We start from the raw sequence: 21,078 nt of genomic DNA, 5'->3' as shown, positions 1-21,078 counted from the left end.
GACCGTAAACCCCCCGAGCCCGCCCCGACATCCGCCACGCGGCCCCACCCGCTGTCCGTGATCTTGCACTTGTGCGGCGTCAGCGCAGATGCAGGACGTCGCCGGCGGCCAGGGCACGCTTACCCGTAGCGGTGGTGACCAGGAGTTGGCCGTCGGAGTCCACACCGGTGGCGGTGCCGGTCAGGTCGTCGCCGCCGGGAAGCAGGACACGCACCTCGCGGCCGACAGTCGCGCAGGCCGCCAGGTAGGCCTCGCGCAGGCCACTGGCCACGGCGTCCCCGCCGGCGGAACGCCAGCGGTCGTACCACTCGGCGAGGGCCCGCAGCAGGGCACGCAGCAGTGGGTCCCGGTCGGTGGCCGCCGCACCGGCCAGTTGCAGCGAGGTGGCGGGCAGCCCGGTCGGGTTGACCGGCAACTCGTCGGCGCGCAGGGTCACGTTGAGCCCGATGCCGAGGACGATGGCCGGCGGTTGTGCCGGAGAGCGGCCGGGCACCGCCTCGGCCAGCACGCCGGCGCACTTGGCGTCGCCGATGAGCAGGTCGTTGGGCCACTTGAGGGTGGCCTCCAACTCGGCCAACCGGGCGACCGCCTCGACCAGCGCGACACCGGCGAGCAGGGGCAACCAGCCGTACCCGGTGGGGGGCACCGCCGGCCAGTCGCGGTCCGGCGCGGCCTCGCCGGGCCGGAGCAGGACGCTTGTGGTGATTCCCGCCCGCGGCGGTGACTGCCACACCCGACCGCGCCGGCCACGGCCGGCGGCCTGCCGCTCGGCCACCACGACCAGGCCCTCCGGTTCACCGGCCGCGGCGGCCTCGGCCACGTCCGCGTTTGTCGAGCCGGTCTCGGCGTACAGCTCCAGGCGGGCCCACGGCCCGTTCGGCGCGACAAGCGCGCGCCGCAGCCGGGCCGCCGACAGCGGCGGTCGGTCGAGATCGGTGTACGGGGAGCCCGGCATCCTGTCAGCCTACGGCGGTGATCGTGGGAGGCACTGAGGCGTACTGCACAGACGCGCCGACCTGAACCATCGTTATATTCCCTGGGTGACTACCGAGACCGGGACCAACATCCACAGCACCGCGGGCAAGCTGGCGGACCTGGAGCGCCGGGTCGACGAGGCGGTGCACGCCGGGTCGGCGCGGGCGGTCGAGAAGCAGCACGCGCGGGGCAAGAAGACCGCTCGCGAGCGGATCGAGATGCTGCTCGACGAGGGCTCCTTCGTCGAGCTGGACGAGCTGGCCCGGCACCGGTCCACGGCCTTCGGGCTGGAGCGCAACCGCCCGTACGGCGACGGCGTGGTGACCGGCTACGGCACTGTCGACGGCCGGCAGGTGTGCGTGTTCGCGCAGGACTTCACGGTCTTCGGTGGCTCACTCGGCGAGGTCTTCGGCGAGAAGATCGTCAAGGTGATGGACCTCGCCATGAAGATCGGCTGCCCGGTGGTCGGTATCAACGACTCCGGCGGCGCGCGCATCCAGGAGGGCGTCGTCTCGCTCGGCCTCTACGGGGAGATCTTCTTCCGCAACGTCCGGGCCTCCGGGGTCATCCCGCAGATCTCGCTGGTGATGGGCCCCTGCGCCGGCGGCGCGGTCTACTCCCCGGCGGTCACCGACTTCACAGTGATGGTCGACCAGACCTCGCACATGTTCATCACCGGCCCCGACGTGATCAAGACGGTGACCGGCGAGGACGTCGGCATGGAGGAACTGGGCGGGGCCCGCACACACAACACGCGCAGCGGCAACGCGCACTACCTCGCCAGCGACGAGGACGACGCGGTCGACTACGTCAAGGCCCTGCTGTCGTACCTGCCGTCGAACAACCTCGACGAGCCTGTCGTCTTCGACGCCCCCGCGGACCTGACGATCACCGACGAGGACCGTGAGCTGGACACGCTCGTCCCGGACTCGGCGAACCAGCCGTACGACATCCACACCGTCATCGAGCACGTCCTCGACGACGGGGAGTTCCTCGAGGTCCAGCCGCTCTACGCGCAGAACATCGTGGTCGGCTACGGCCGGGTGGAGGGCCGGCCGGTCGGTGTGGTGGCCAACCAGCCCATGCACTTCGCCGGCACGCTGGACATCGCCGCCTCCGAGAAGGCGGCCCGGTTCGTGCGCACCTGCGACGCGTTCAACATCCCGGTGCTGACCTTCGTGGACGTGCCCGGCTTCCTGCCCGGCACCGGCCAGGAGTGGGACGGCATCATCCGCCGGGGCGCGAAGCTCATCTACGCGTACGCCGAGGCGACGGTCCCGAAGGTCACCGTGATCACCCGCAAGGCGTACGGCGGGGCGTACGACGTGATGGGTTCCAAGCACCTCGGCGCGGACCTGAACTTCGCCTGGCCGACAGCCCAGATCGCCGTGATGGGCGCACAGGGCGCGGTGAACATCCTCTACCGCTCCGAACTGGCCGGCGCCGAGGACCCGGCCGCGGTCCGGGCCGAGAAGATCGCCGAGTACGAGGACACCCTGGCCAACCCGTACGTGGCGGCCGAACGCGGGTACGTCGACTCGGTGATCCCGCCGCACGAGACGCGCACCCAGATCGTCCGGGCGCTTCGCGTCCTGCGCACCAAGCGCGAGACCCTACCCCCGAAGAAGCACGGCAACATCCCGCTCTGATCTCGCCGGCCCCCAGATCCGCGCAACCTCGGGGAAAGTGCTGCTTCCCGGCGCCGGGAGGCAGCAACATCCCCGATGGTGCGCGGATCACGGAGGGTCAGCAGGGCGAGTGGGCGGCGGGGCACAGTCGCCGGGCGGCCGCGCGGCCCAGCGCTTCGAGGTCCACGTACCCGAGGCTGGATCCGGTGCCGTCGGCCCGGCCCGTGGCGACGCCTGGGCCGGGTACCAGCACCGTGACCAGGTCGCCCACCCGAACAACGACGGATATCTCGGCCGGTACGGCGGACCCCGACGCCCGTCCGTCGCCCGAGCCGGGCGTCGTGCTCGAATCGTGGCGCACGACCATCGACTCGTCGCCCGCGAAGTTGGTCGCCGGCACCGCCCAGGAGTGCACGATCTCAAGCGGCACCGACTCGCGGGACGCGACGGTGACCGTGAGGTCCCGCCACTCACGGCAGGCGTCGAGAACCGTCCTCAGCTGACCGACGAACTGCCTGCCCACCGCCGGGTCGACCCGGTAGACGTCCTGACTGAGCACCGCCGTCACCGGGGTGCGGCCCGCGTCGGCCGGCGACAGCAGGGTCAACGACCGGCTGTAGCGGGAATACGAGTCGACCACCGGCAGGCCCCGCTCGCCGCCGCACCTTCGGAGCAGCGGGTCCAATGGCATGACCTCGCCGAGACCAGCATCGCCGAGCTGGACGCCGCTCTTCACCGGCACGTCGGTGGCCCTCAGCAGGGAGTCCAGTGGGATATCCGCTCGGGGAGGGCTGGCGTCGACCGGCACCCGCGTGGCCACCGTGGGCGGAGGTTCCGGCCGGTCCTTCATGGCGTACGCCGGGCCGGTCATCGCCGCGAGCACCGCGACCGCCGCCAACGCGGCCGTACGACGCCGACGCCTGCGGGCCCTCGCCCGGATCTCCTCCGGCTCCAGCCATGTGACGTCGCGCAGGTCCCGGTGGACCCGTTCGACGAATGCCAGGTCGTCCTCACGCATCGGTGGCCTCCTCCAGGTCAGAGACGGCGAGCAGGCCGGCGAGCGCCGTCCGCCCGCGGGAGAGCCGGGCCTTGACCGTGCCCACCGGGGCGGCGGTCTCCCGCGCCACCTCGGCGACGGGCATGCCCATCAGGTAGTACAGGGCGATGGCGGTGCGCTGCTCCTCGGGCAGTCGGCGCAGCGCGGCCACCACCTCCACCGTGTCGGTGCCCGGCCCGGGAACGGTCTCGGTGACCCCGTGCCGCAGGTACGCGCGGGCGCGACTACGCAGGCTGCGCCAGCGGCTGACCGCGATCCGGCTGGCCACCACCCGCACCCACGCCTCCGGGTCGTCGTACCCGCTGATCGTCGACCAGCGCTGCCAGGCACGGATGTACGCCTCCTGCACCGCGTCCTGGGCCTCGACCCGGTCGCCGGTGAGGGCGTAGACGAAGCCGAGCAGCCGTTGTCGGCTCCCCCGGTAGAACTCGTCGAACCCGTCGACGTCCGGCACCCGCTACCTCCCCGTGTCGGTCGCAGGGAACACGCGCCGGGCGGGGCGGTCGGTTGCCCCGGTCAGGCGATCATCTTCTCCAGCTCGGCGAGCGGGAACGCGCCGGCCGCCATCCGTTCCCGGACCGCCCGGCGTACCGCCCGCTGCACGGCCACGTTTGCCGGTGTCGGTACGCCGTGCAGCCGCCCGAGCAGCGCGACCTCCCCGTTGAGGTGGTCGACCTCGGTCGAGCCGGCACCCCGGGCGAGGCTCTGCCAGGTGGAGCCGCCGGAGCGGTCCGCGCCGTCGACCGGACGCTGCTGGACCCGATCACCGCGTTCGGCCGCCTCCTCCTCCGGGGAGGTGTGCGGGATGCCCGCGGCGGCGAGCGCGGCGAGACCCTCGGCGCGTACCCGCTCGGCCAGCGCGTCCGGGACGTCCCGCCCGAGCAGCGCCTGGAGACCGTTGCCGAGGTTGCTGAGCAGCTTGCCGTACTTCCAGCGCAGCACGTCCTCCCGTACCGGCGCGACGAAGCCGGCGGCGGTCAGGTCGGCGGCGATCGCCCGGTCGGTGTCGTCGGCCCCGCCCGGGTAGCGGCCGAGGTGGAGCATCCCGGGGTGCGGATGCCCGTTGGACACCACCACGCCCGGGTCCAGGTGGGTGGCGGGCAACCAGACGCAGACCGCGTGCACGTCGGCGAAGAGCCGCAGGGCTGCCCGCTCGTTCGCCACCCCGTTCTGCGCGGTCACCAGCGGCAGCCGTTCGCCGGCAGTGCCACCACCGGCGACCGGCGCGTCCACCCACCCCGCCAACGCGGCCTCGGTGTCCTGCGACTTGACGGTGAGCACCAGCACCGTGTCGGCCGGCAGCGGCCTGTCGCCCGGACCGTCCACGGCGGCGAGCCGGGCGGTCACGTCACCGTCGGGCTGTCGCAGCGTCAGGCCACGATCCCGGATCGCGTCCAGGTGCGCGCCGCGCGCCACAAGTGTCACGTCCCGGTCGGCCTCCGCCAGCCGTACGCCGATGGTCCCGCCGACCGCGCCCGCGCCGATGATCACGTATCGCATGACCTCATTGTGCCCGGCGCGGCCGTTGTCGACCCGCGACCGTGCCCGGGCCGCCCGGCCCGGTCGGCGCGCTCAGAGCGTCAGGCCGGCGTCGGTGAGAATCGAGCCGGTGAGGAGAAGCGCGCCGGCGACCAGGGCGGCCAGGTTGACCAGGGCGAAGAGGACCACCCAGAAGAACGCCGGGAACGGGGTCAGCCCGGCGAGCTGGTCGGCGTCGGAGGCGGGCATCCGGCCGCGTGAGCGCAGCCGTTGCAGCTCCACCACCGGTCGCACCCCGCCCAGCAGCAGGAACCACACTCCGGCGTACGCGAAGGCCGCCTGCACCTGCGGCGTGGCGTACCACGAGACGGCGAGCACCACCGCCCCGGTGACCAGCAGCGACACCACGCCGAAGGCATTGCGGATCATGACGAGCATGGCGAGCAGCAGCACCACCGCCACCCAGAGCAGCAGCGTGATCCGGTTGCCGCCGAGCAGCCAGGCGCCGGCCAGCCCGACGAGCGGCGGGGCGACGTAGCCGGCGAGCAGCGTGAGGATCATGCCCGGCCCGGTGGGCCGACCGGCGGAGAGCGTCAGCCCGGAGGTGTCCGAGTGCAGCCTGATGCCGCGCAGCTTGCGGCCGGTGAGCAGGGCGACCAGGGCGTGCCCGCCCTCGTGCGCGATGGTGATGGCGTTACGGGCGATCCGCCACGGCAGCCGGGTGGACACCACCACCAGCGCGACTGCTGCGGTTATCAGCACCAGCAGTGGGGGCGGGTCCGGCTGCGCGCCGAACAGCGTGTCCCACTTCTCGCCCAGCCCGTCGATCGACATCATGGGGCGCGAGCCTACCGGCGGCGTTCCCTGTCGCTCGCGAGGCATCGGCTCGTGACGCAGCAGACTGAGCGGGAACTGAGGTGATGGCAGATGAGACCGGTTCCCTTGGAACACCACATCGGCCCCTGGACCGAGGCCGACTACTTCGCTCTCGGTGAGACGCCGGACCGGATCGAACTACTCGACGGGAGCCTGCTCCTCAGCCCGGTCCCGAGCAAGCGGCATCAGTTGGTGTCTCGCCGCCTGGCCGACCACGTCGAACGTGCCGCAGGCGGCCTCGCGGTCTTCAGAGCGGTAAACGTACGGCTCGGGGTGGATCGGATTGCGATCCCGGACCTGGTCGTCGCGGAGACCGACGACGAGGGCACGGTGGTGGAGGCTACCGAGGTGACGCTTGTCGGTGAGGTCGTCTCGCCCGGCAACGCGGCCGCCGACCGGCTAGTCAAAATGCAGCTCTACGCCATCGCGCGGATCCCCTGGTACCTGCTTGTCGAGCAGGACGGCGACGGTCACTCGCTGCGGCTCTACCGGCTGGACGGCGAGCACTATGTCGAGGACCAGGTGGCCAAGCCCGGCGAGACGCTGACCGTTGTCGAACCCTTCCGCTGGCAGCTCGACCCGGCCATCCTGCGCTGACTGTTCCGGCCCCGGCCACCTGGAGGAATGACGCCCGTCGATGAAACTTTCTTCAACAACTCTTGTGATCTAGGGCAGTTACCTCCAAAGATGGTCGTCAATAGACCGCTTCTCTGGAGGCACTCATGGCCCGTACCGGATCATCGCTTCGTCGCGCGCTCGCGGCCGGCCTCACCGTCCTCGCCACCGCGGCGGCGACACTGGTCGCGACCGCCGGCCCGGCGGCGGCAGCCACCACGCCCGGCGTCGACGTCTCCCACTACCAGGGCACCATCAACTGGACGAGCGTCCGCAACGCGGGCATCCAGTTCGCCTTCATCAAGGCGACCGAGGGCACAAGCGTCAAGGACTCCGCCTTCAACGCGAACTACGTCAACTCGTACAACGCCGGGGTCATCCGCGGCGCGTACCACTTCGCCCGGCCCAACATCTCCGCCGGCTCGACCCAGGCCAACTACCTGGCGTCCAACGGCGGTGCCTGGTCGGCCGACAGCCGCACCCTCCCGGCGGCGCTGGACATCGAGGCCAACCCGTACAGCGGGGGTTACTGCTACGGGTTGAGCACCACCGGGATGCGCAACTGGGTGCAGGACTTCCTGAACACCTACCGCTCCCGCACCGGCCGGTACGCGGTCATCTACACCACGACGAGCTGGTGGAACCAGTGCACCGGCAGCTGGACCGGCCCGTGGGCCAACCACCCACTCTGGCTGGCCCGCTGGTCGAGCACGCCTGGCGCCCTGCCCGCCGGCGCGTCGGTGTACAGCTTCTGGCAGTACACGAGCAGCGGCGCCGTCTCGGGAATCAGCGGCAATGTGGACCGCAACTACTGGAACGGCGACCGCACCCGGCTGATCGCGTTGGCCAACAACACCTGATCGGGCGGTTGGCGGCAGCGGGATCGACGGTCACCACAACGGTCGACAATCGGTCCGGCTGCCGCCACGCCACCGCGTACGGGTCAGGCCCGCCGTCGGCTCATCGCCGGCACCATCACCGGAACATCCTCGCGGACCAGCGCGTCCCGCCGGCTGAGCCGCCGGACGCCCACCGCGCCAACGGTGACGGCAACGACGCCCAACAGCGCGACGAGTACCGGAAGCCCAACGCTGATCAGCAGCAGTGCCACATCGCCCAGTGCGACGAGCATCCACAGTGCCAGCCGGGGCCGGGCGTTCCTGTATCGGTGTCCCATGTCGCACCTCCCTCCGTCGTCGGAGATCAGATACCCCGAACGACGCAAGAACATGCGAATGGATCTCGCGGCGGCGCTCAGTTCTTGCGGTCGGGCACGAAGCCCTTGACGACCTGGTCGAAGTTGGCGAGGTTGGCCTGCCAGTCCTTCTCCGTGATCTCCCACCGGATGGCGAAACCCCGGTTGGTGGCGGTTACGAAGCCCCTGTTGCGCACATGGATGCGGGTGTTGTCCCGGGTCTCCAACCACTCCCAGTCGGCGCAGGTCCGGTACCAGTCGCAGGCCTTGATGCTGCCCACCAACTGGTAGTTGGTGACCAGATCCCGACGGTCCCGTTCCTTGCTCTTCCAGTCGGCGACCGCGTCCTTCTTCGGGGTGGAGGTCCACTGGACCAGCATTTTGCCGGGCCCGTTGGGCTGGTTGAAGATGAAGGTGTCCTTGCTGGTCTGACCGCCGCTCCAGCCGGGTGGAAGCGGAATGGAGAAGGTCGCCCCCCTGTGCAGCTTCCAGCCGGCCGGCAGCGCGTTCGGGTCGGCCGACGGCGTGGCCGAGGGCGTCGCACTCGGTGCGCCCGTGCTGGGTGAGGCCGCCGGAGCCGAGGACTGTGCCGGGGTCGACGACGCGGCCGCCCCGGTCGTCGGGGCGACCTGCGGCGTCTCGTTGTCGTCGCCCTTGGTCAGCATCGGCACGATCACCACGAGGCCGATCAGCAGCAGGGCCACCAGGGCCCCGATCAGCACGTTGCGGCGGGTGTTGTTCGGCTTCGTACCGTCGAAGGCCGGCACCGCCGCGCGCCCGGCCGGACCCACCGGGGGCATCACCGACGTGGGAGTCGAGGGTTTGCGCTGCTCCGGTGCCACCGGCGGGCCGTCGACGGCCGTGGGCTCGTCGTCGTCGGCTTGGGTCGTACCGTCATCGGGTTTGTCGTCGGCGGCCGCCACCGTCGCGGTCGACTCGGCCTCGGACGGGCGGTCGATCGTCGCGGTCGGCTCGGCCGGCACCGCCGCCGTCGGCTCGGCGTCAGCCGGCACGACCTCCGTCGGCGTGGCGTCGACAGCGGGCGTCGCGGCGGCGGCAACCGGCGGCGGGGTACGCGGCGCGGGCGGCGACACCGGGCGGGCGGCGCTCTCCTCGGCGGGGCGCGGCGCCGGCACGAGCGGCGGTCGCGGCTCGCGCGGACCGTTCGGCCCCGGCCGGCGTACGCCGTCGAGCAGCGAGATGCCGCGCGCCCGCTTGCCCCCGGCGCGGCGCAGCAGCCGCTCGGCCACCTCGGCGGTGATCCGCTCCTTCGGGTCCTTCTGGAGCAGCCCGTTCAGCACCGGCTTGAGCGGGCCGGCGTTCTTCGGCGGCGGCATCGGCTCGGTAGCCAGCGCGGCCAGCGTGGCGATCGCGGACGGCCGCGCGTACGGCGACTTGCCCTCGACCGCCGCGTAGAGCGTCGCGCCCAGCGACCACAGGTCGGCCTCCGGACCGGCGGTGCCCTCCCGAGCCCGCTCCGGCGAGATGTACGCGGGCGAACCAAGCACCATCCCGGTGCGTGTGACATTCGGATCGCCCGGGATCGTGGCGAGACCGAAATCGGTCAACACCACGCGCCCGTCGTCGCCCAGCAGCACGTTGCCCGGCTTGACGTCGCGGTGCATGACGCCGGCCTTGTGCGCCGCGTTGAGAGCACCCAGCACGCCGAGGCCGATCTCGATGGTCTGGGCCACCGACACCGGCCCGTCCTCGGCAAGGGTGTCCTGCAACGACTTCGACGCCACGTACTCCATGACGATCCACGGATCGCCGTCGGTGCGGAGCACGTCGAAGATGCGGACCACGTTTATGTGGTTGAGCCGGGCGATGGCTCGCGCCTCGCGCAGCGAACGCTCCCGCATCTCGCGGCGTTCCTCGTCGGTGAGGCCGGGCGGCGGCACCAACTCCTTGATGGCGACGTCCCGGTGCAACACCTCGTCGCGCGCCTTCCACACCCGACCCATGCCACCCTGGCCGAGCGGCGACAGAAGCCGGTATCGGTCAGCGACAAGTTGGGGAAGCGCGTTCGACATCGGTGAGACGGTACCCGGACCCGCCGACGCTCACACCGCCGGCACGCCACTGTGCGCCTCGGACGACTTCGGGCCGCGTACGCTGGCGGCATGTCTGCCGAAGAGCCCCTGTTCCGGGTCGTTCGCGGCGTGCCCACCGCCGAGGAGTTGGCCGCTCTGGTCGGTGCGCTCATCGTGCGATCCCGCCGGGCCGCCGCTCCCGCCGCGGCGAGCACGTCCGCGTGGGCCCGCAGCGCCCGGCCGGCCGGGCGCGACACCTGGCGCGCCTCCGGCCTTCCCCGCTGACCGACCCGCCGGGCGGGGGCTGCCAGAGTGGCGTCCAACCGTTAACCTCACTCAGGGAAACGGTGTCGTGACGGATAGGGAGGATCGATGATCCCCGAAGAGGACCAGCCGGCCCCCTGGCTACGCGGCTACGGCGGCATCGAGGCCGACATCCGCCAGCTCCGCGAGTTCGCCGACCGGCTCGCCGCCGAGGTCGAGAGCAACTACGCGCCCCACCTGTCGTACATCGCCGATGACATGTCCGCGCAGGTGCCCAACCCCTGCGACGCGTTCATCGAGCTGGTCACCTTCCTGCACGCCCACCACGAGACGCAGCAGGCCACCACCGACATGGTGTACGCCGTCCGGGGCGCCACCGGCCACCTCGCCGCCGCCGCCGACCGGGTAGCCACCCAGTACGCCGACAGCGACGCCTTCTCCGCCGCCCGCGCCGTCGACGTCCAACGGGCCCTCGCCGACCCGGGAGCCGTCCTGCCCGGCGGCCGGACGCCGATGCTGACCGACCCCACCGGCCCCGAGAGCCAGAGGCCGGTGGTCCTGCCATGATCGAACGGGGCAACGGCCGCACCGGCGACCAGACCAACTGGCATCTGATGGACGTCAACAGCATGTGGGCGTGCCTCCAGGACCACGACACCACCAACCACTGGAAACAGGTAGCCGGCTGGCGCAAGGTCTGCGACCTGGCCCAGATCCACCTCGGTCGACTTCAGGAGTACCGGCGCGGCCTTGCCGAAGCGTGGCCCCCGGAAACCAGCGCCGCCTCCGGCACGTACCTCGCCCAACTCGACGACCTGATCATCAAGGTGCGACACACCCACGACGCCGCCGCCGCCAACTACGCCGCCCTGTCCGCCGCCACCCAGGCCATCGGCAGCACCCGCGCCGAGCTTCGCAAAATCCACGAGGAGTACGCGACCAAACTCCACCAGAAGCAGGCGTACGACGCCACAGCCGCCGACCCGAAAGCGATCATGGGCAACCGGGTCGTCGAGTCACCGGTGACGGACGGCGATCTGGAACGGCTGAATGTTCAGGCGCGGTCCATGATGTTCAACCTCAGCGGCGAACTCCAACAAGCCCAAGCCACCCTCCAAAAACCCCCGGCAATGCCGAGAACGCCGAGGCAGCCGGAAGACCCCGATGCGTACGGCGGAGTGGTAGCGCCCGTCATACCGCCTATCACACCGGTGTCCTTGCCCGCCCCAACCAACACCTCACCGACTACGCAATCGAGACATCCGATTACACCCTCACCTTCATCGGTGCCGCCAATCGGCCCGGTATTGGGTAGCGCTCCAGCTACCAACCTCCCAACATCCAGCATAACGCCGTCTGGCATTCAGACACCGGGAACAACCGGGTCACTTAGCCCCGTTGGCCCTGGAACAACACCCGCGCCACCCCTAATATCAGGCGGCATGGGGCCATCAACAGAATTGCGCAGGGGACCGTCCGGTGCCCCAGGCAGGCCGACCAGCGGAGGTGCGGACACAAATGTCACCCGCCCTGCCATCCCCATCCGCCCCACCCCCTCCACCGGGGGCCTTATCGGAGGGGTTCCCGGCTTAATCCCCGGCTCATCCGTCGATAAATCTGCCCCGATCCGACGGGTAAATCCGGTCGGCGGGGTCATCGGTGGAGGCGCCGCCGGGACTTCCCCGACAGGCGCGGCAGGTAGCCGGCCAAGTGGGGCGCGCAATCTCGTTGGAAGCCCTACTCTTTCAATCGGCGGGGCCCCGGGAGCGCACGGAAGCACCAGCCGACCGAGGGATCGGCACGATGGGCAACAGGATTTGCACCGCTGGGATCCGGATCATCCATGGGAAACGGAACGCGGTGTCGCACCGGTGGTCCTTCCCCCTGAGGAGGAAGGACCAATCGATCCTGGACCAGCTATCGGCTTCAACAGGTGATCAGGCCATTCCGATCCGGCATTCTTCGGCTCATTCTAGTCGCGACACTGCTGCCTGCCGGTTCGTTGACCACACCGCAAGATGCAGACCTTATACGAGCCGATCAGTGGCACCTGCGTTTTCTACGCGCCTCCGATGCGCATTTGATAAGTCAGGGTTCCGGGGTAGTCGTGGCGGTACCAGACACTGGGGTTGACCCTCATCCCGATCTACGAGATAACCTCTTGAAAGGCACTGACGTAATCTCCGGAGGAACCGGTGACGGGCGTCAAGATCGGGACAGCCACGGAACGTCTATGGCGGGCCTAATAGCTTGCCACGGCAAGAACAAAGATCAAGGTGCACTCGGAATCGCGCCGAAGGCGAAGATCTTACCAATCCTCGACACCCCGGCCGGCGGCAATGGCGATCCTGATGCATTAGCGGCTGGGATCGAGTTTGCCATCGCAAACAGCGCAGACGTCATAAGCATCTCGGCTGCCGCAGGTGCGAGTATACGACTTCAGCGAGCATTGAGGGCCGCCGAGGATGCCGACATTGTCGTTGTAGCCGCGGCGGGTAACTGGCCGCCTGATACCGGCGTGCGTTTTCCAGCGACCGAAGAAGGCGTGATTGCTGTTGGTGGCGTTGATCGGGACGGACAGCATGCCGCCGTTTCGGTGACTGGCCCAGAGATCGACGTGGTCGCGCCAGCGGTTGATATCTACAGCACTAGCTACGGCGGAAAATATTCGAAGGGCACCGGCACTTCGAGCGCCACGGCGATTGTGGCTGGGGCGGCGGCGTTGATCAGGTCGAAGTACCCCTACCTGCCGGCGCAGGAGGTGGCGCACCGGCTCACGGCCACGGCCATCGACAAGGGTCCGCCTGGTCGGGACGACGAGTACGGGTACGGCGTGATCGATCTTGTCGCGGCGCTGACGGCGGACGTACCCCCGTTGGGGTTTGAGTCGGTCAGCGCTCCGGCCGGCACTGGCCCGACCGCGACGGACGCTCGGCCTGAAGCGAGCGATGATGGCGCTCAAGTCCGCGGCTTTGCCACCCTCGCCGCGATCGCGGCCATTGGCGCCGGATGGGCGCTCGTGGCCCGCCGCCGTCGGCGTAGCGATGATCCGCCACCCAGAATCAGTCGCTGATCGGGCCGACGGGCCTTGATCGACTCGGGTTTCTTGATATCGGGGTGTCCGGGCGAGCGGGACACCGCGATTTCCAGGAAGTCGAGTGGATCACGGTGGGGAGAGTGGGCTGATCAGCTCCATGTCGGCGATATGGGGCTTTCGTTGGTGATTGATGGGCCGATATCGGCGATGTGGAGTGGATCAAGGGCATGGCGTCGCGCTGGATCAAGGGCATGGCGTCGCGCGGGCAGGAGGAGCGCGCGAGGCGGCCGGGTGGAACCGTGTGGTGGGTGGTGAGCCGGTAACGTCGGGCGGGTGTCTGACTCTCTGCCGCTCCGCCTCGTGCTCGCCTCGGCCAGCCCCGCTCGTCGCAAGTCTCTTCAGGCCGCTGGCATCGAGCCTGACGTGCTGGTCAGCGGGGTGGACGAATCCGTGGTCGTGGCCGATCGGGCCGAGGATCTGTGCCTGGAACTGGCTCGGCTCAAGGCCCAGGCAGTGCTGGCCCGGCTGAGTCCGGCCGCCACGGCGAACGGGCCAGCCACCACCTCCTCCGCGACCACCAACAGCACCGGCATCGCAGGCACCAGCACGGCAGGCACCAGCACCAGCACCAGCACCAGCACCAGCACCAACACCAACACCGACAGCGGGACCGGGCAGCGGACGCTGATCATCGGCTGCGACTCGGTGCTCGCGTTCGACGGGGAGATCCTCGGCAAACCGGCGGATCCGGCGGACGCCACCCGGCGCTGGCTGCGGATGCGGGGCCGCAGTGGCGTCCTGCACAGTGGGCACTGCCTGATCGACGGTGCCACCGGGCGGCGCGCGGAGGCGGTTGCCTCGACGACAGTCCACTTTGCGGACATCAGCGACGACGAGATCGCCGCGTACGTTGCCACCGGCGAGCCGCTGGCGGTGGCCGGCGCGTTCACGATCGATGGGTTGGGCGGGCCGTTCGTGGAACGGATCGAGGGTGACCCGGGGACTGTCGTCGGGCTGTCGATGCCGCTGCTGCGGCGACTCCTCGCCGAACTGGGTCTGCAGATCACCGACCTGTGGACAACTGTCGCGCCTGGCGGTCAATCGGTCGAGCCGCTCGGTAACGTCCGTTCATGACCACCAAGTCGATCCCGCTCACCGACGAGTTGCATGCCTACCTGGTCGCGCACGGCGCCCCACCGGACGAGATCATTCGGGATCTGGCCGAGGAGACCCGGTCGGTGCTGCCTGAGCACGCCACCATGCAGGTGGCGCCGGAGCAGGCCGCGTTCCTGACGTTCCTGACCCGGCTGCTGAACGTACGGCAGGCCGTCGAGGTGGGCACGTTCACCGGGTTGTCGGCGCTGGCCATCGCCCGGGGGTTGCCCGAGGGCGGGCGGCTGACCTGCTTCGACATCTCCGAGGAGTTCACCGGCATCGCCAGGCGGTACTGGGCCCGTGCGGGCGTGCAGGATCGCATCGACCTGCGCATCGGCCCGGCCGGCGAGACGCTGCGGGAGTTGCCGCACGAGCGTCACCTGGACTTCGCGTTCATCGACGCGGACAAGACCGGGTACCCGGTCTACTGGGCCGAGCTGGTGCCCCGGATGCGACCGGGCGGGGTGATCGCCGTCGACAACGTGCTGCGCGGCGGACGGGTGCTCGCCCCGCGGGACGCGAACGACCGGGCGATCGCCGCCTTCAACGACGAGGTGCTCGCCGACGTGCGGGTCGACCCGGTGATGCTGCCGATCGCCGACGGGCTCACCCTCGCCCGCGTGCACTGACCGTCGCGACCACCCCGCACCGCCCAGCATCGCGCGGCACCACCCAGCATCGCGCGGCACCGCGCAGCACCGCCCGGCACCGCGCAGCACCGCCCGGCACCGCGCAGCACCGAAAGGCCGCGCGGAACGCCGCGCACCACGGAGCGAGCGCCGACAGCCGGACAGCATGGAATCGGGGTGCCCCGGACGAGGGGCACCCCGATGTTCAAAGACGTCAGCGGACGCTGCGGGCGAACTGGCGGGCGGCCCAGAAGACCCCCAGCGCGGCGAGGACCGCGGTGATGCTGAGGCCCTGCCAGACCTTGTCGCTGCCCAGGTCGCCGGCGAAGAGCGCGCGGGTGCCGTCGACCGCCCAGGAGAACGGATTCCAGTCGGCGATGCCCTGCAACCAGCCCGGTGCGAAGGTCAGCGGGAGCAGGATGCCGGAGAGCAGCAGCACCGGCTGCGCCACGGTGTTCATCAGTGGGGCGAGGGCGTCCTCGCTCTTGACCTTGAGTGCGACGCCGTACGAGACGGCCGAGGTCATGAGCGCGATGAGGGCGAGCATGAGGTACGCGAGCAGCAGGTCACCGATGAACACCCGCAGGTCGAACAGGAGCGCCAGCAGGGTGATGATGACCGCCTGCACGATGAGCGAGACCACGTCGCGCAACGAGCGGCCGAGCAGTAGCGCGAGCCGGCTGATCGGGGTGACGCGGGAGCGTTCGATCACACCGGCACGCAGTTCGGCGATCAGGCCGAAGCCCTGGAACAGGCCGCCGAAGATGGCCAGCAGCACCAGCAGACCCGGTACGAAGATCTTGTAGGCGGCGGCCTGGGTGGGCGCGTTCAGGGCGGGCTTGAGCAGCGGGGCGAAGAGCAGCAGGTACATCACCGGCTGGAACACGCCGACGAAGACCCAGACCGGGTTGCGCAGCAGGAGCTGGATCTGCCGCTGGAAGATCAGCCACGTGTCACGGGCGAATTTCATGAGTCGTCTCTCCGGTGGTCAGGACTCGCGCAGCGAGCGGCCGGTCTTGGTGAGGAAGACGTCGTCCAGGCTGGGGCGGTGCAGCTCGATCGAGCGCAGCTCCAGCCCGGCGTGGTCGAGTCGGCGCAGCACCTGGGGAATGGCGGTGGCGCCCTCGTCGACGTAGAGGCGCAGGCCGCCCTCGTCGGCGGTCTCCAGCTTGTTGACGTACGGCTCGCCGTCGAGCGCCTGGGCGGCCTGCGGGGTGGCGGCCAGATCGAGACCGACGAGCACGACGTCGCCGGAGATCTCCCGCTTGAGCTCGGCCGGGGTGCCCTCGGCGACGACCTCGCCGTTGTCCATGATCGCGATCCGGTCGCAGAGCGCGTCGGCCTCGTCGAGGTAGTGCGTGGTGATGAAGACGGTCATGCCGTCGCTGCGCAGTCGCCGGATCTCGTCCCACATGTGGGCGCGGCTCTGCGGGTCGAGGCCTGTGGTCGGCTCGTCCAGGAAGACGATCTTCGGCTCGTGGATGATGCCGAGCGCGATCTCGACGCGCCGGCGCTGACCGCCGGAGTAGGTCTTGCACTTGCGGTCGGCGTACTCGGTGAGCTGGAAGGCGTCCAGCGCGCGAGCCGCGCGTTGCTGCGCGTCGGCCTTGCCGATGCCGTACATGCGGGCGTGCAGGACCAGCTCCTCGCGGGCGGTGGACTCGTCCCACGTACTGCCGCCCTGCGGGACGTACCCGATGCGACGCCGCACCTCCGCCGGATCCTTGCGGAGGTCGGCCCCGGCGATGGTGGCCTCGCCGCCGTCCGGCTCGATAAGCGTGGCGAGCATCCGCAGCGTGGTGGTCTTGCCGGCGCCGTTGGGGCCGAGGAAGCCGAAGATCTCGCCCTCGGCGACCTGGAGGTTGACGCCCCGCACGGCGTCAACCGTCTTCGTCTCTCGACCCGCGCGGGAGCGGAACGACTTCCGCAGCCCCCTGGTCTCGATCATTTCTGCTCCTGGTCGGTCGGGCCGGCGGTGCCGGCCGTCGAGTGGGACGACGCCGGACGGCGCACTCCCCCGCTGTGCCGCCAGCAGGCTAACGCGATATAACTCTTTTAGTCAACGTTGATTATTCCGCCGCGCTCGGCCTGGTGGCCTCAGGGCCGTCCTTCCACCCCGACCAGCCCTCGACGTTCTCCAGCTCAGCAGGTAGGTACGACACTCCGGAGTCGATCCGCTCCGCGATCCGCTCGCACCACCCCATCTCCGCCTCGGCCCGCACCGCCCACAGCTCGAACATCCAACCCACGTGCACCGGCTTGCGGTTACGCACCCAGTCCGACTCGAGGGATGCACGCATCGACTCGACGCCGGCCCGCAGCAGATTGGCACGGTTACGCAGGGCCGCGGCGGCCTCGGCCCGCGGCATGGCCGGCAGAAAGGAGAAGGCCACCGCGAACGGGTCGGACGGTTCGCTGAGGTTCCACCAGAAGTTGCGCAGCAGCGTCTCGAACTCGTCCTCGCCCTTGGTGGTCACCTCGTAGGTGGTCCGGGCCGGACGGGCACCGACCTGCTCGGTGGCGACGGCGCGGAGCAGCCCCTCCTCGGTGAGCTTGCGCAACGCGTGGTAGATCGAGCCGGGCTGCACGTTCGCCCACTTGTCGGCGCTCCAGCTCAACAGCTCGCGGCGCACGTCGTACCCGTGCACGGGCTGCATCCACCGCACCAGGCCGAGAATCATCATCCGAGTCGCAGACACCCAGCAAGCGTAATAGGCAAGTTTGACTAAACTCAGTGCCCCATCCCACACTGAGCGATCGTTAGGGCCACCACACGTGGCCGATACACTCCCCGTCAGTAACCTGCCGGGAGGAGCCACGAAGGTGCGCAAGGTACTCATCGCCAACCGCGGCGAGATCGCCGTCCGGGTCATCCGCGCCTGCCGTGACGCCGGCCTGGGCAGCGTCGCCGTGTACGCGGACTCCGACCGGGACGCCCTGCACGCGACGCTCGCGGACGAGGCGTACGCGCTCGGCGGGGACAGCGCGACCGAGACGTACCTGCGCATCGACAAGCTGCTCGACGTCGCCTCCCGGGCCGGCGCCGACGCCGTACACCCGGGGTATGGCTTCCTCAGCGAGAACGCCGACTTCGCCCAGGCGGTCATCGACGCCGGGCTGACCTGGATCGGCCCCACCCCGCAGGCGATCCGCGACCTGGGCGACAAGGTGACCGCCCGGCACATCGCCCAGCGCGCCGGCGCCCCGCTTGTCCCCGGCACCCCGGACCCGGTGGGCAGCCCGGACGAGGTGATGGCGTTCGCCGTCGACCACGGGCTGCCGGTCGCCATCAAGGCCGCGTTCGGCGGTGGCGGGCGCGGCCTCAAGGTCGCCCGGACCATGGAGGAGATCCCCCAGCTCTTCGAGTCGGCCACCCGCGAGGCGGTCGCGGCGTTCGGCCGGGGCGAGTGCTTCGTCGAGCGCTACCTGGACCAGCCCCGGCACGTCGAGGCGCAGGTCCTCGCCGACCAGCACGGCAACGTGATCGTGGTGGGCACCCGGGACTGCTCCCTGCAGCGCCGGCACCAGAAGCTCGTGGAGGAGGCGCCCGCGCCGTTCCTCACCGACGCCCAGCGTGCCCAGATCCACGACAGTGCCAAGGCGATCTGCCGGGAGGCCGGCTACCACGGCGCCGGCACGGTGGAGTACCTGGTCGGCAAGGACGGCACGATCTCCTTCCTGGAGGTCAACACCCGGCTCCAGGTCGAGCACCCGGTCACCGAGGAGACCGCCGGCATCGACCTGGTCCGCGAGCAGTTCCGGATCGCCGACGGCGACAAGCTGCGGATCACCGAGGACCCGACGCCGCGCGGGCACGCCATCGAGTTCCGCATCAACGGCGAGGACCCGGGCCGCAACTTCCTGCCCGCGCCGGGCACCGTCACCACGTTGCGCCTGCCCAGCGGCCCGGGCGTCCGGGTGGACACCGGCATCTCGGCCGGCGACGTGATCGGCGGCAACTTCGACTCGCTGCTGGCCAAGGTGATCATCGTCGGTGAGACGCGGACCGAGGCGCTGGAGCGCGCCCGCCGCGCGCTGGACGAGATGGTCGTCGACGGGATGGCCACCGCGCTGCCGTTCCACCGGCTGGTCGTGCGGGACGAGGCGTTCACCGCCGAACCGTTCACCGTGCACACCAGGTGGATCGAGACCGAGTTCCACAACACCGTGCCGCCGTTCGCCGCCGCCGCCGGCGCCGCCGAGGCGCCGGCGGAACGCGACACCGTCGTGGTCGAGGTCGGCGGCAAGCGCCTCGAGGTCAGCCTCCCCGCCGGCTTCGGCGGGAGTACGACCACCGCGGCACCCACCTCCCGTAAGCCGACCCGGCGCGGGGGCGGGGCCACGGCGGGCGTACCTGTCGGCGGCGACGCGCTCACGTCTCCCATGCAGGGCACCATCGTCAAGATCGCGGTCGCCGAGGGCGACGCGGTGGCCGAGGGCGACCTCGTGGTGGTGCTGGAGGCGATGAAGATGGAGCAGCCGCTGCACGCCCACAAGGCGGGTACGGTCAGCGGGCTCACCGCCGAGGTGGGCGCCGTGATCACCGCCGGGGCGCCCATCTGCACCATCTCCTGAGGCCTTTGCCCCAGACCCGGATACTTCGTCCCGCCGCCGGGAGTGCGGTGGGGGTGGTTTGCGGCACCGAGGCGGGCGCGGGCGGCCGGGGCCGGGAATGATGGCCGGGTGCGGTTCCTTCACGGCGCGGCCCCCGCGCACGACCTGACCTATACCGACGTCTTCATGGCGCCGGCCCGCTCCGACCTCGGCTCCCGGCTGGACGTGGACCTGTCCACCGGCGACGGCACCGGCACCACCATCCCGCTGGTGGTGTCGAACATGACGGCGGTCGCCGGGCGGCGGATGGCCGAGACGGTGGCCCGGCGCGGTGCGATCGCCGTGATCCCGCAGGACATCCCGATCGAGGTCGTCGCGAACGTCGTCGCCTGGGTCAAGCAGCGGCACCTGGTCTACGACACGCCCATCACCCTGGGCCCCACCGAGACCGTCGGCGACGCCATCCACCTGCTGCCGAAGCGGTCGCACGGCGCGGTGATAGTGGTCGACGAGGTCGGTCGGCCGGTGGGTGTGGTCACCGAGGCGGACACCCTGGGTGTGGACCGGTTCGCCCAACTGCGGCACGTGATGTCCACCGAGCTGCACACCGTGCCGGCGGACGCGGACCCGCGAACCGGCTTCGACCTGCTCTCCGCCGGTCGACGCCGGCTCGCTCCGGTGGTGGACGCGGACGGCCGGCTGGTCGGGGTGTTGACCCGGCAGGGCGCGCTACGGGCCACCCTCTACACGCCTGCCGTCGACGACAGGGGTCGGCTGCGCATCGCGGCGGCGGTCGGGATCAACGGCGACGTCACCGGCAAGGCCGCCGCGCTGCTGGAGGCGGGCGTGGACACGCTTGTCGTGGACACCGCGCACGGTCACCAGGAGCGGATGATCTCGGCGTTGCGGGCGGTCCGCAAGCTGGACCCGGGCGTACCGGTGGCGGCCGGCAACGTGGTCACCGCCGAGGGCGTCCGCGACCTGGTCGATGCGGGCGCCGACATCATCAAGGTGGGTGTCGGGCCGGGCGCGATGTGCACCACCCGGATGATGACCGGAGTGGGTCGGCCGCAGTTCTCCGCAGTGCTCGACTGCTCGACGGCGGCCCGTGAGCTGGGTCGGCACGTCTGGGCCGACGGCGGCGTCCGGCACCCCCGCGACGTGGCGCTCGCGCTCGCCGCCGGCGCGTCGAACGTGATGATCGGCTCCTGGTTCGCCGGCACCTACGAGTCCCCCGGCGACCTCTACACCGAGCCGGACGGCCGGCGGTACAAGGAGAGCTTCGGGATGGCCTCGGCGCGCGCGGTAAGCGCCCGTACCGCCGACGACAGCCCGTACGACCGGGCCCGCAAGGCGGTGTTCGAGGAGGGCATCTCCTCGGCCCGGATGTATCTGGACCCCACCCGGCCCGGCGTCGAGGACCTGATCGACGAGATCATCGCCGGGGTACGCAGCGCGTTCACCTACGCCGGCGCACGCAACCTGACGCAGTTCCACGAGCGGGCGATCGTCGGCGTGCAGAGCGCCGCCGGTTTCACCGAGGGAATGCCCCTGCCCACGAGCTGGTGACCCCGGCCCCGC

General features: G+C 70.5%; 20 protein-coding genes. 10 read left to right on the top strand and 10 right to left on the bottom strand.

Annotation, left to right across the window (positions count from 1 at the left end; all coding sequences use genetic code 11):
- Positions 1-79: 79 nt before the first annotated feature.
- A complete protein-coding gene (locus ACGFIE_RS11255) occupies positions 80-955 on the bottom strand; it encodes a biotin--[acetyl-CoA-carboxylase] ligase (RefSeq protein WP_393293480.1) in 876 nt (291 codons plus the stop codon).
- 85 nt (positions 956-1,040) lie between these two features.
- On the opposite strand from ACGFIE_RS11255, the gene ACGFIE_RS11250 reads away from it, so the two are divergent.
- A complete protein-coding gene (locus ACGFIE_RS11250) occupies positions 1,041-2,624 on the top strand; it encodes an acyl-CoA carboxylase subunit beta (RefSeq protein ID WP_363678481.1) in 1,584 nt (527 codons plus the stop codon).
- A 97-nt stretch (positions 2,625-2,721) separates the two neighbouring features.
- Here ACGFIE_RS11250 and ACGFIE_RS11245 read toward each other — a convergent pair whose 3' ends face one another.
- From ACGFIE_RS11245 to ACGFIE_RS11230, 4 genes are all read right to left on the bottom strand, one after another.
- A complete protein-coding gene (locus ACGFIE_RS11245) occupies positions 2,722-3,621 on the bottom strand; it encodes a hypothetical protein (RefSeq protein ID WP_393293478.1) in 900 nt (299 codons plus the stop codon).
- Positions 3,614-4,114, bottom strand: coding sequence for a SigE family RNA polymerase sigma factor (locus tag ACGFIE_RS11240; RefSeq protein WP_363678477.1), 501 nt, complete (start codon positions 4,112-4,114; stop codon positions 3,614-3,616). The genes ACGFIE_RS11245 and ACGFIE_RS11240 overlap by 8 nt, the downstream gene beginning before the upstream one ends.
- A 62-nt stretch (positions 4,115-4,176) precedes the next feature.
- Positions 4,177-5,160 carry a ketopantoate reductase family protein gene (locus tag ACGFIE_RS11235; RefSeq protein ID WP_393293475.1) on the bottom strand — a complete coding sequence of 328 codons (984 nt, stop codon included), beginning with the start codon at positions 5,158-5,160 and terminating at the stop codon, positions 4,177-4,179.
- Positions 5,161-5,232: 72 nt separating this feature from the next.
- Positions 5,233-5,976, bottom strand: coding sequence for a M50 family metallopeptidase (locus ACGFIE_RS11230; protein WP_363678473.1), 744 nt, complete (start codon positions 5,974-5,976; stop codon positions 5,233-5,235).
- Between the two features lie 90 nt (positions 5,977-6,066).
- Between ACGFIE_RS11230 and ACGFIE_RS11225 the strand changes: the two genes are divergently transcribed.
- Both ACGFIE_RS11225 and ACGFIE_RS11220 read left to right on the top strand, forming a co-directional pair.
- Positions 6,067-6,612, top strand: a complete 546-nt coding sequence (locus ACGFIE_RS11225; RefSeq protein ID WP_393293473.1) for a Uma2 family endonuclease — start codon at positions 6,067-6,069, stop codon at positions 6,610-6,612.
- Between the two features lie 125 nt (positions 6,613-6,737).
- Positions 6,738-7,490: a GH25 family lysozyme gene (locus tag ACGFIE_RS11220; protein ID WP_393293471.1), complete on the top strand. Its 753-nt coding sequence runs from the start codon at positions 6,738-6,740 to the stop codon at positions 7,488-7,490.
- Positions 7,491-7,573: 83 nt separating this feature from the next.
- On the opposite strand, the gene ACGFIE_RS11215 is transcribed toward ACGFIE_RS11220, so the two are convergent.
- Both ACGFIE_RS11215 and ACGFIE_RS11210 read right to left on the bottom strand, forming a co-directional pair.
- Positions 7,574-7,807: a hypothetical protein gene (locus tag ACGFIE_RS11215; protein WP_393293468.1), complete on the bottom strand. Its 234-nt coding sequence runs from the start codon at positions 7,805-7,807 to the stop codon at positions 7,574-7,576.
- 77 nt (positions 7,808-7,884) lie between these two features.
- The gene (locus ACGFIE_RS11210; protein WP_393293466.1) at positions 7,885-9,858 is read right to left on the bottom strand and encodes a protein kinase; all 1,974 of its coding nucleotides are present in this window, start codon (positions 9,856-9,858) and stop codon (positions 7,885-7,887) included.
- 90 nt (positions 9,859-9,948) lie between these two features.
- Here ACGFIE_RS11210 and ACGFIE_RS11205 point away from each other — a divergent pair, with 90 nt between their 5' ends.
- From ACGFIE_RS11205 to ACGFIE_RS11185, 5 genes are all read left to right on the top strand, one after another.
- Complete coding sequence (locus tag ACGFIE_RS11205) at positions 9,949-10,143, top strand: acyl-CoA carboxylase epsilon subunit (RefSeq protein ID WP_393293464.1); 195 nt, start codon at positions 9,949-9,951, stop codon at positions 10,141-10,143.
- An 87-nt stretch (positions 10,144-10,230) separates the two neighbouring features.
- Positions 10,231-10,689: a hypothetical protein gene (locus ACGFIE_RS11200; RefSeq protein ID WP_393293462.1), complete on the top strand. Its 459-nt coding sequence runs from the start codon at positions 10,231-10,233 to the stop codon at positions 10,687-10,689.
- Between the two features lie 1,366 nt (positions 10,690-12,055).
- Positions 12,056-13,195 (top strand): S8 family serine peptidase, encoded by a 1,140-nt coding sequence (locus ACGFIE_RS11195; protein WP_393293460.1) that lies wholly within the window; start codon positions 12,056-12,058, stop codon positions 13,193-13,195.
- 297 nt (positions 13,196-13,492) lie between these two features.
- On the top strand, positions 13,493-14,293 hold the full coding sequence (locus tag ACGFIE_RS11190) for a Maf family protein (RefSeq protein WP_393293457.1): 801 nt from the start codon (positions 13,493-13,495) through the stop codon (positions 14,291-14,293).
- Positions 14,290-14,943 (top strand): O-methyltransferase, encoded by a 654-nt coding sequence (locus ACGFIE_RS11185; RefSeq protein ID WP_363678451.1) that lies wholly within the window; start codon positions 14,290-14,292, stop codon positions 14,941-14,943. The genes ACGFIE_RS11190 and ACGFIE_RS11185 overlap by 4 nt, the downstream gene beginning before the upstream one ends.
- Positions 14,944-15,157: 214 nt before the next feature.
- Here the strand turns inward: ACGFIE_RS11185 and ACGFIE_RS11180 are convergent, their stop codons facing one another.
- The 3 genes from ACGFIE_RS11180 to ACGFIE_RS11170 all read right to left on the bottom strand — a co-directional run bounded on the left by ACGFIE_RS11180 (position 15,158) and on the right by ACGFIE_RS11170 (position 17,627).
- Complete coding sequence (locus ACGFIE_RS11180; RefSeq protein ID WP_363678449.1) at positions 15,158-15,913, bottom strand: ABC transporter permease; 756 nt, start codon at positions 15,911-15,913, stop codon at positions 15,158-15,160.
- A gap of 18 nt (positions 15,914-15,931) precedes the next feature.
- A complete protein-coding gene (locus ACGFIE_RS11175) occupies positions 15,932-16,891 on the bottom strand; it encodes an ATP-binding cassette domain-containing protein (protein ID WP_355062909.1) in 960 nt (319 codons plus the stop codon).
- 121 nt (positions 16,892-17,012) lie between these two features.
- The gene (locus ACGFIE_RS11170) at positions 17,013-17,627 is read right to left on the bottom strand and encodes a PadR family transcriptional regulator (RefSeq protein WP_393294619.1); all 615 of its coding nucleotides are present in this window, start codon (positions 17,625-17,627) and stop codon (positions 17,013-17,015) included.
- Positions 17,628-17,766: 139 nt separating this feature from the next.
- On the opposite strand from ACGFIE_RS11170, the gene ACGFIE_RS11165 reads away from it, so the two are divergent.
- Positions 17,767-19,518 (top strand): acetyl/propionyl/methylcrotonyl-CoA carboxylase subunit alpha, encoded by a 1,752-nt coding sequence (locus tag ACGFIE_RS11165; RefSeq protein ID WP_393293453.1) that lies wholly within the window; start codon positions 17,767-17,769, stop codon positions 19,516-19,518.
- Positions 19,519-19,626: 108 nt separating this feature from the next.
- Positions 19,627-21,066 (top strand): GuaB1 family IMP dehydrogenase-related protein, encoded by a 1,440-nt coding sequence (locus ACGFIE_RS11160; RefSeq protein WP_363678445.1) that lies wholly within the window; start codon positions 19,627-19,629, stop codon positions 21,064-21,066.
- Positions 21,067-21,078: the final 12 nt, after the last annotated feature.

Origin of the sequence: Micromonospora sp. NPDC049275 (assembly GCF_043197115.1) — a bacterium.
In the GTDB taxonomy this organism is placed as follows: Bacteria; Actinomycetota; Actinomycetes; order Mycobacteriales; family Micromonosporaceae; genus Micromonospora.
Note: the sequence above shows the minus strand (reverse complement) of the source record. Positions and strands in the feature narration are given on the sequence as shown.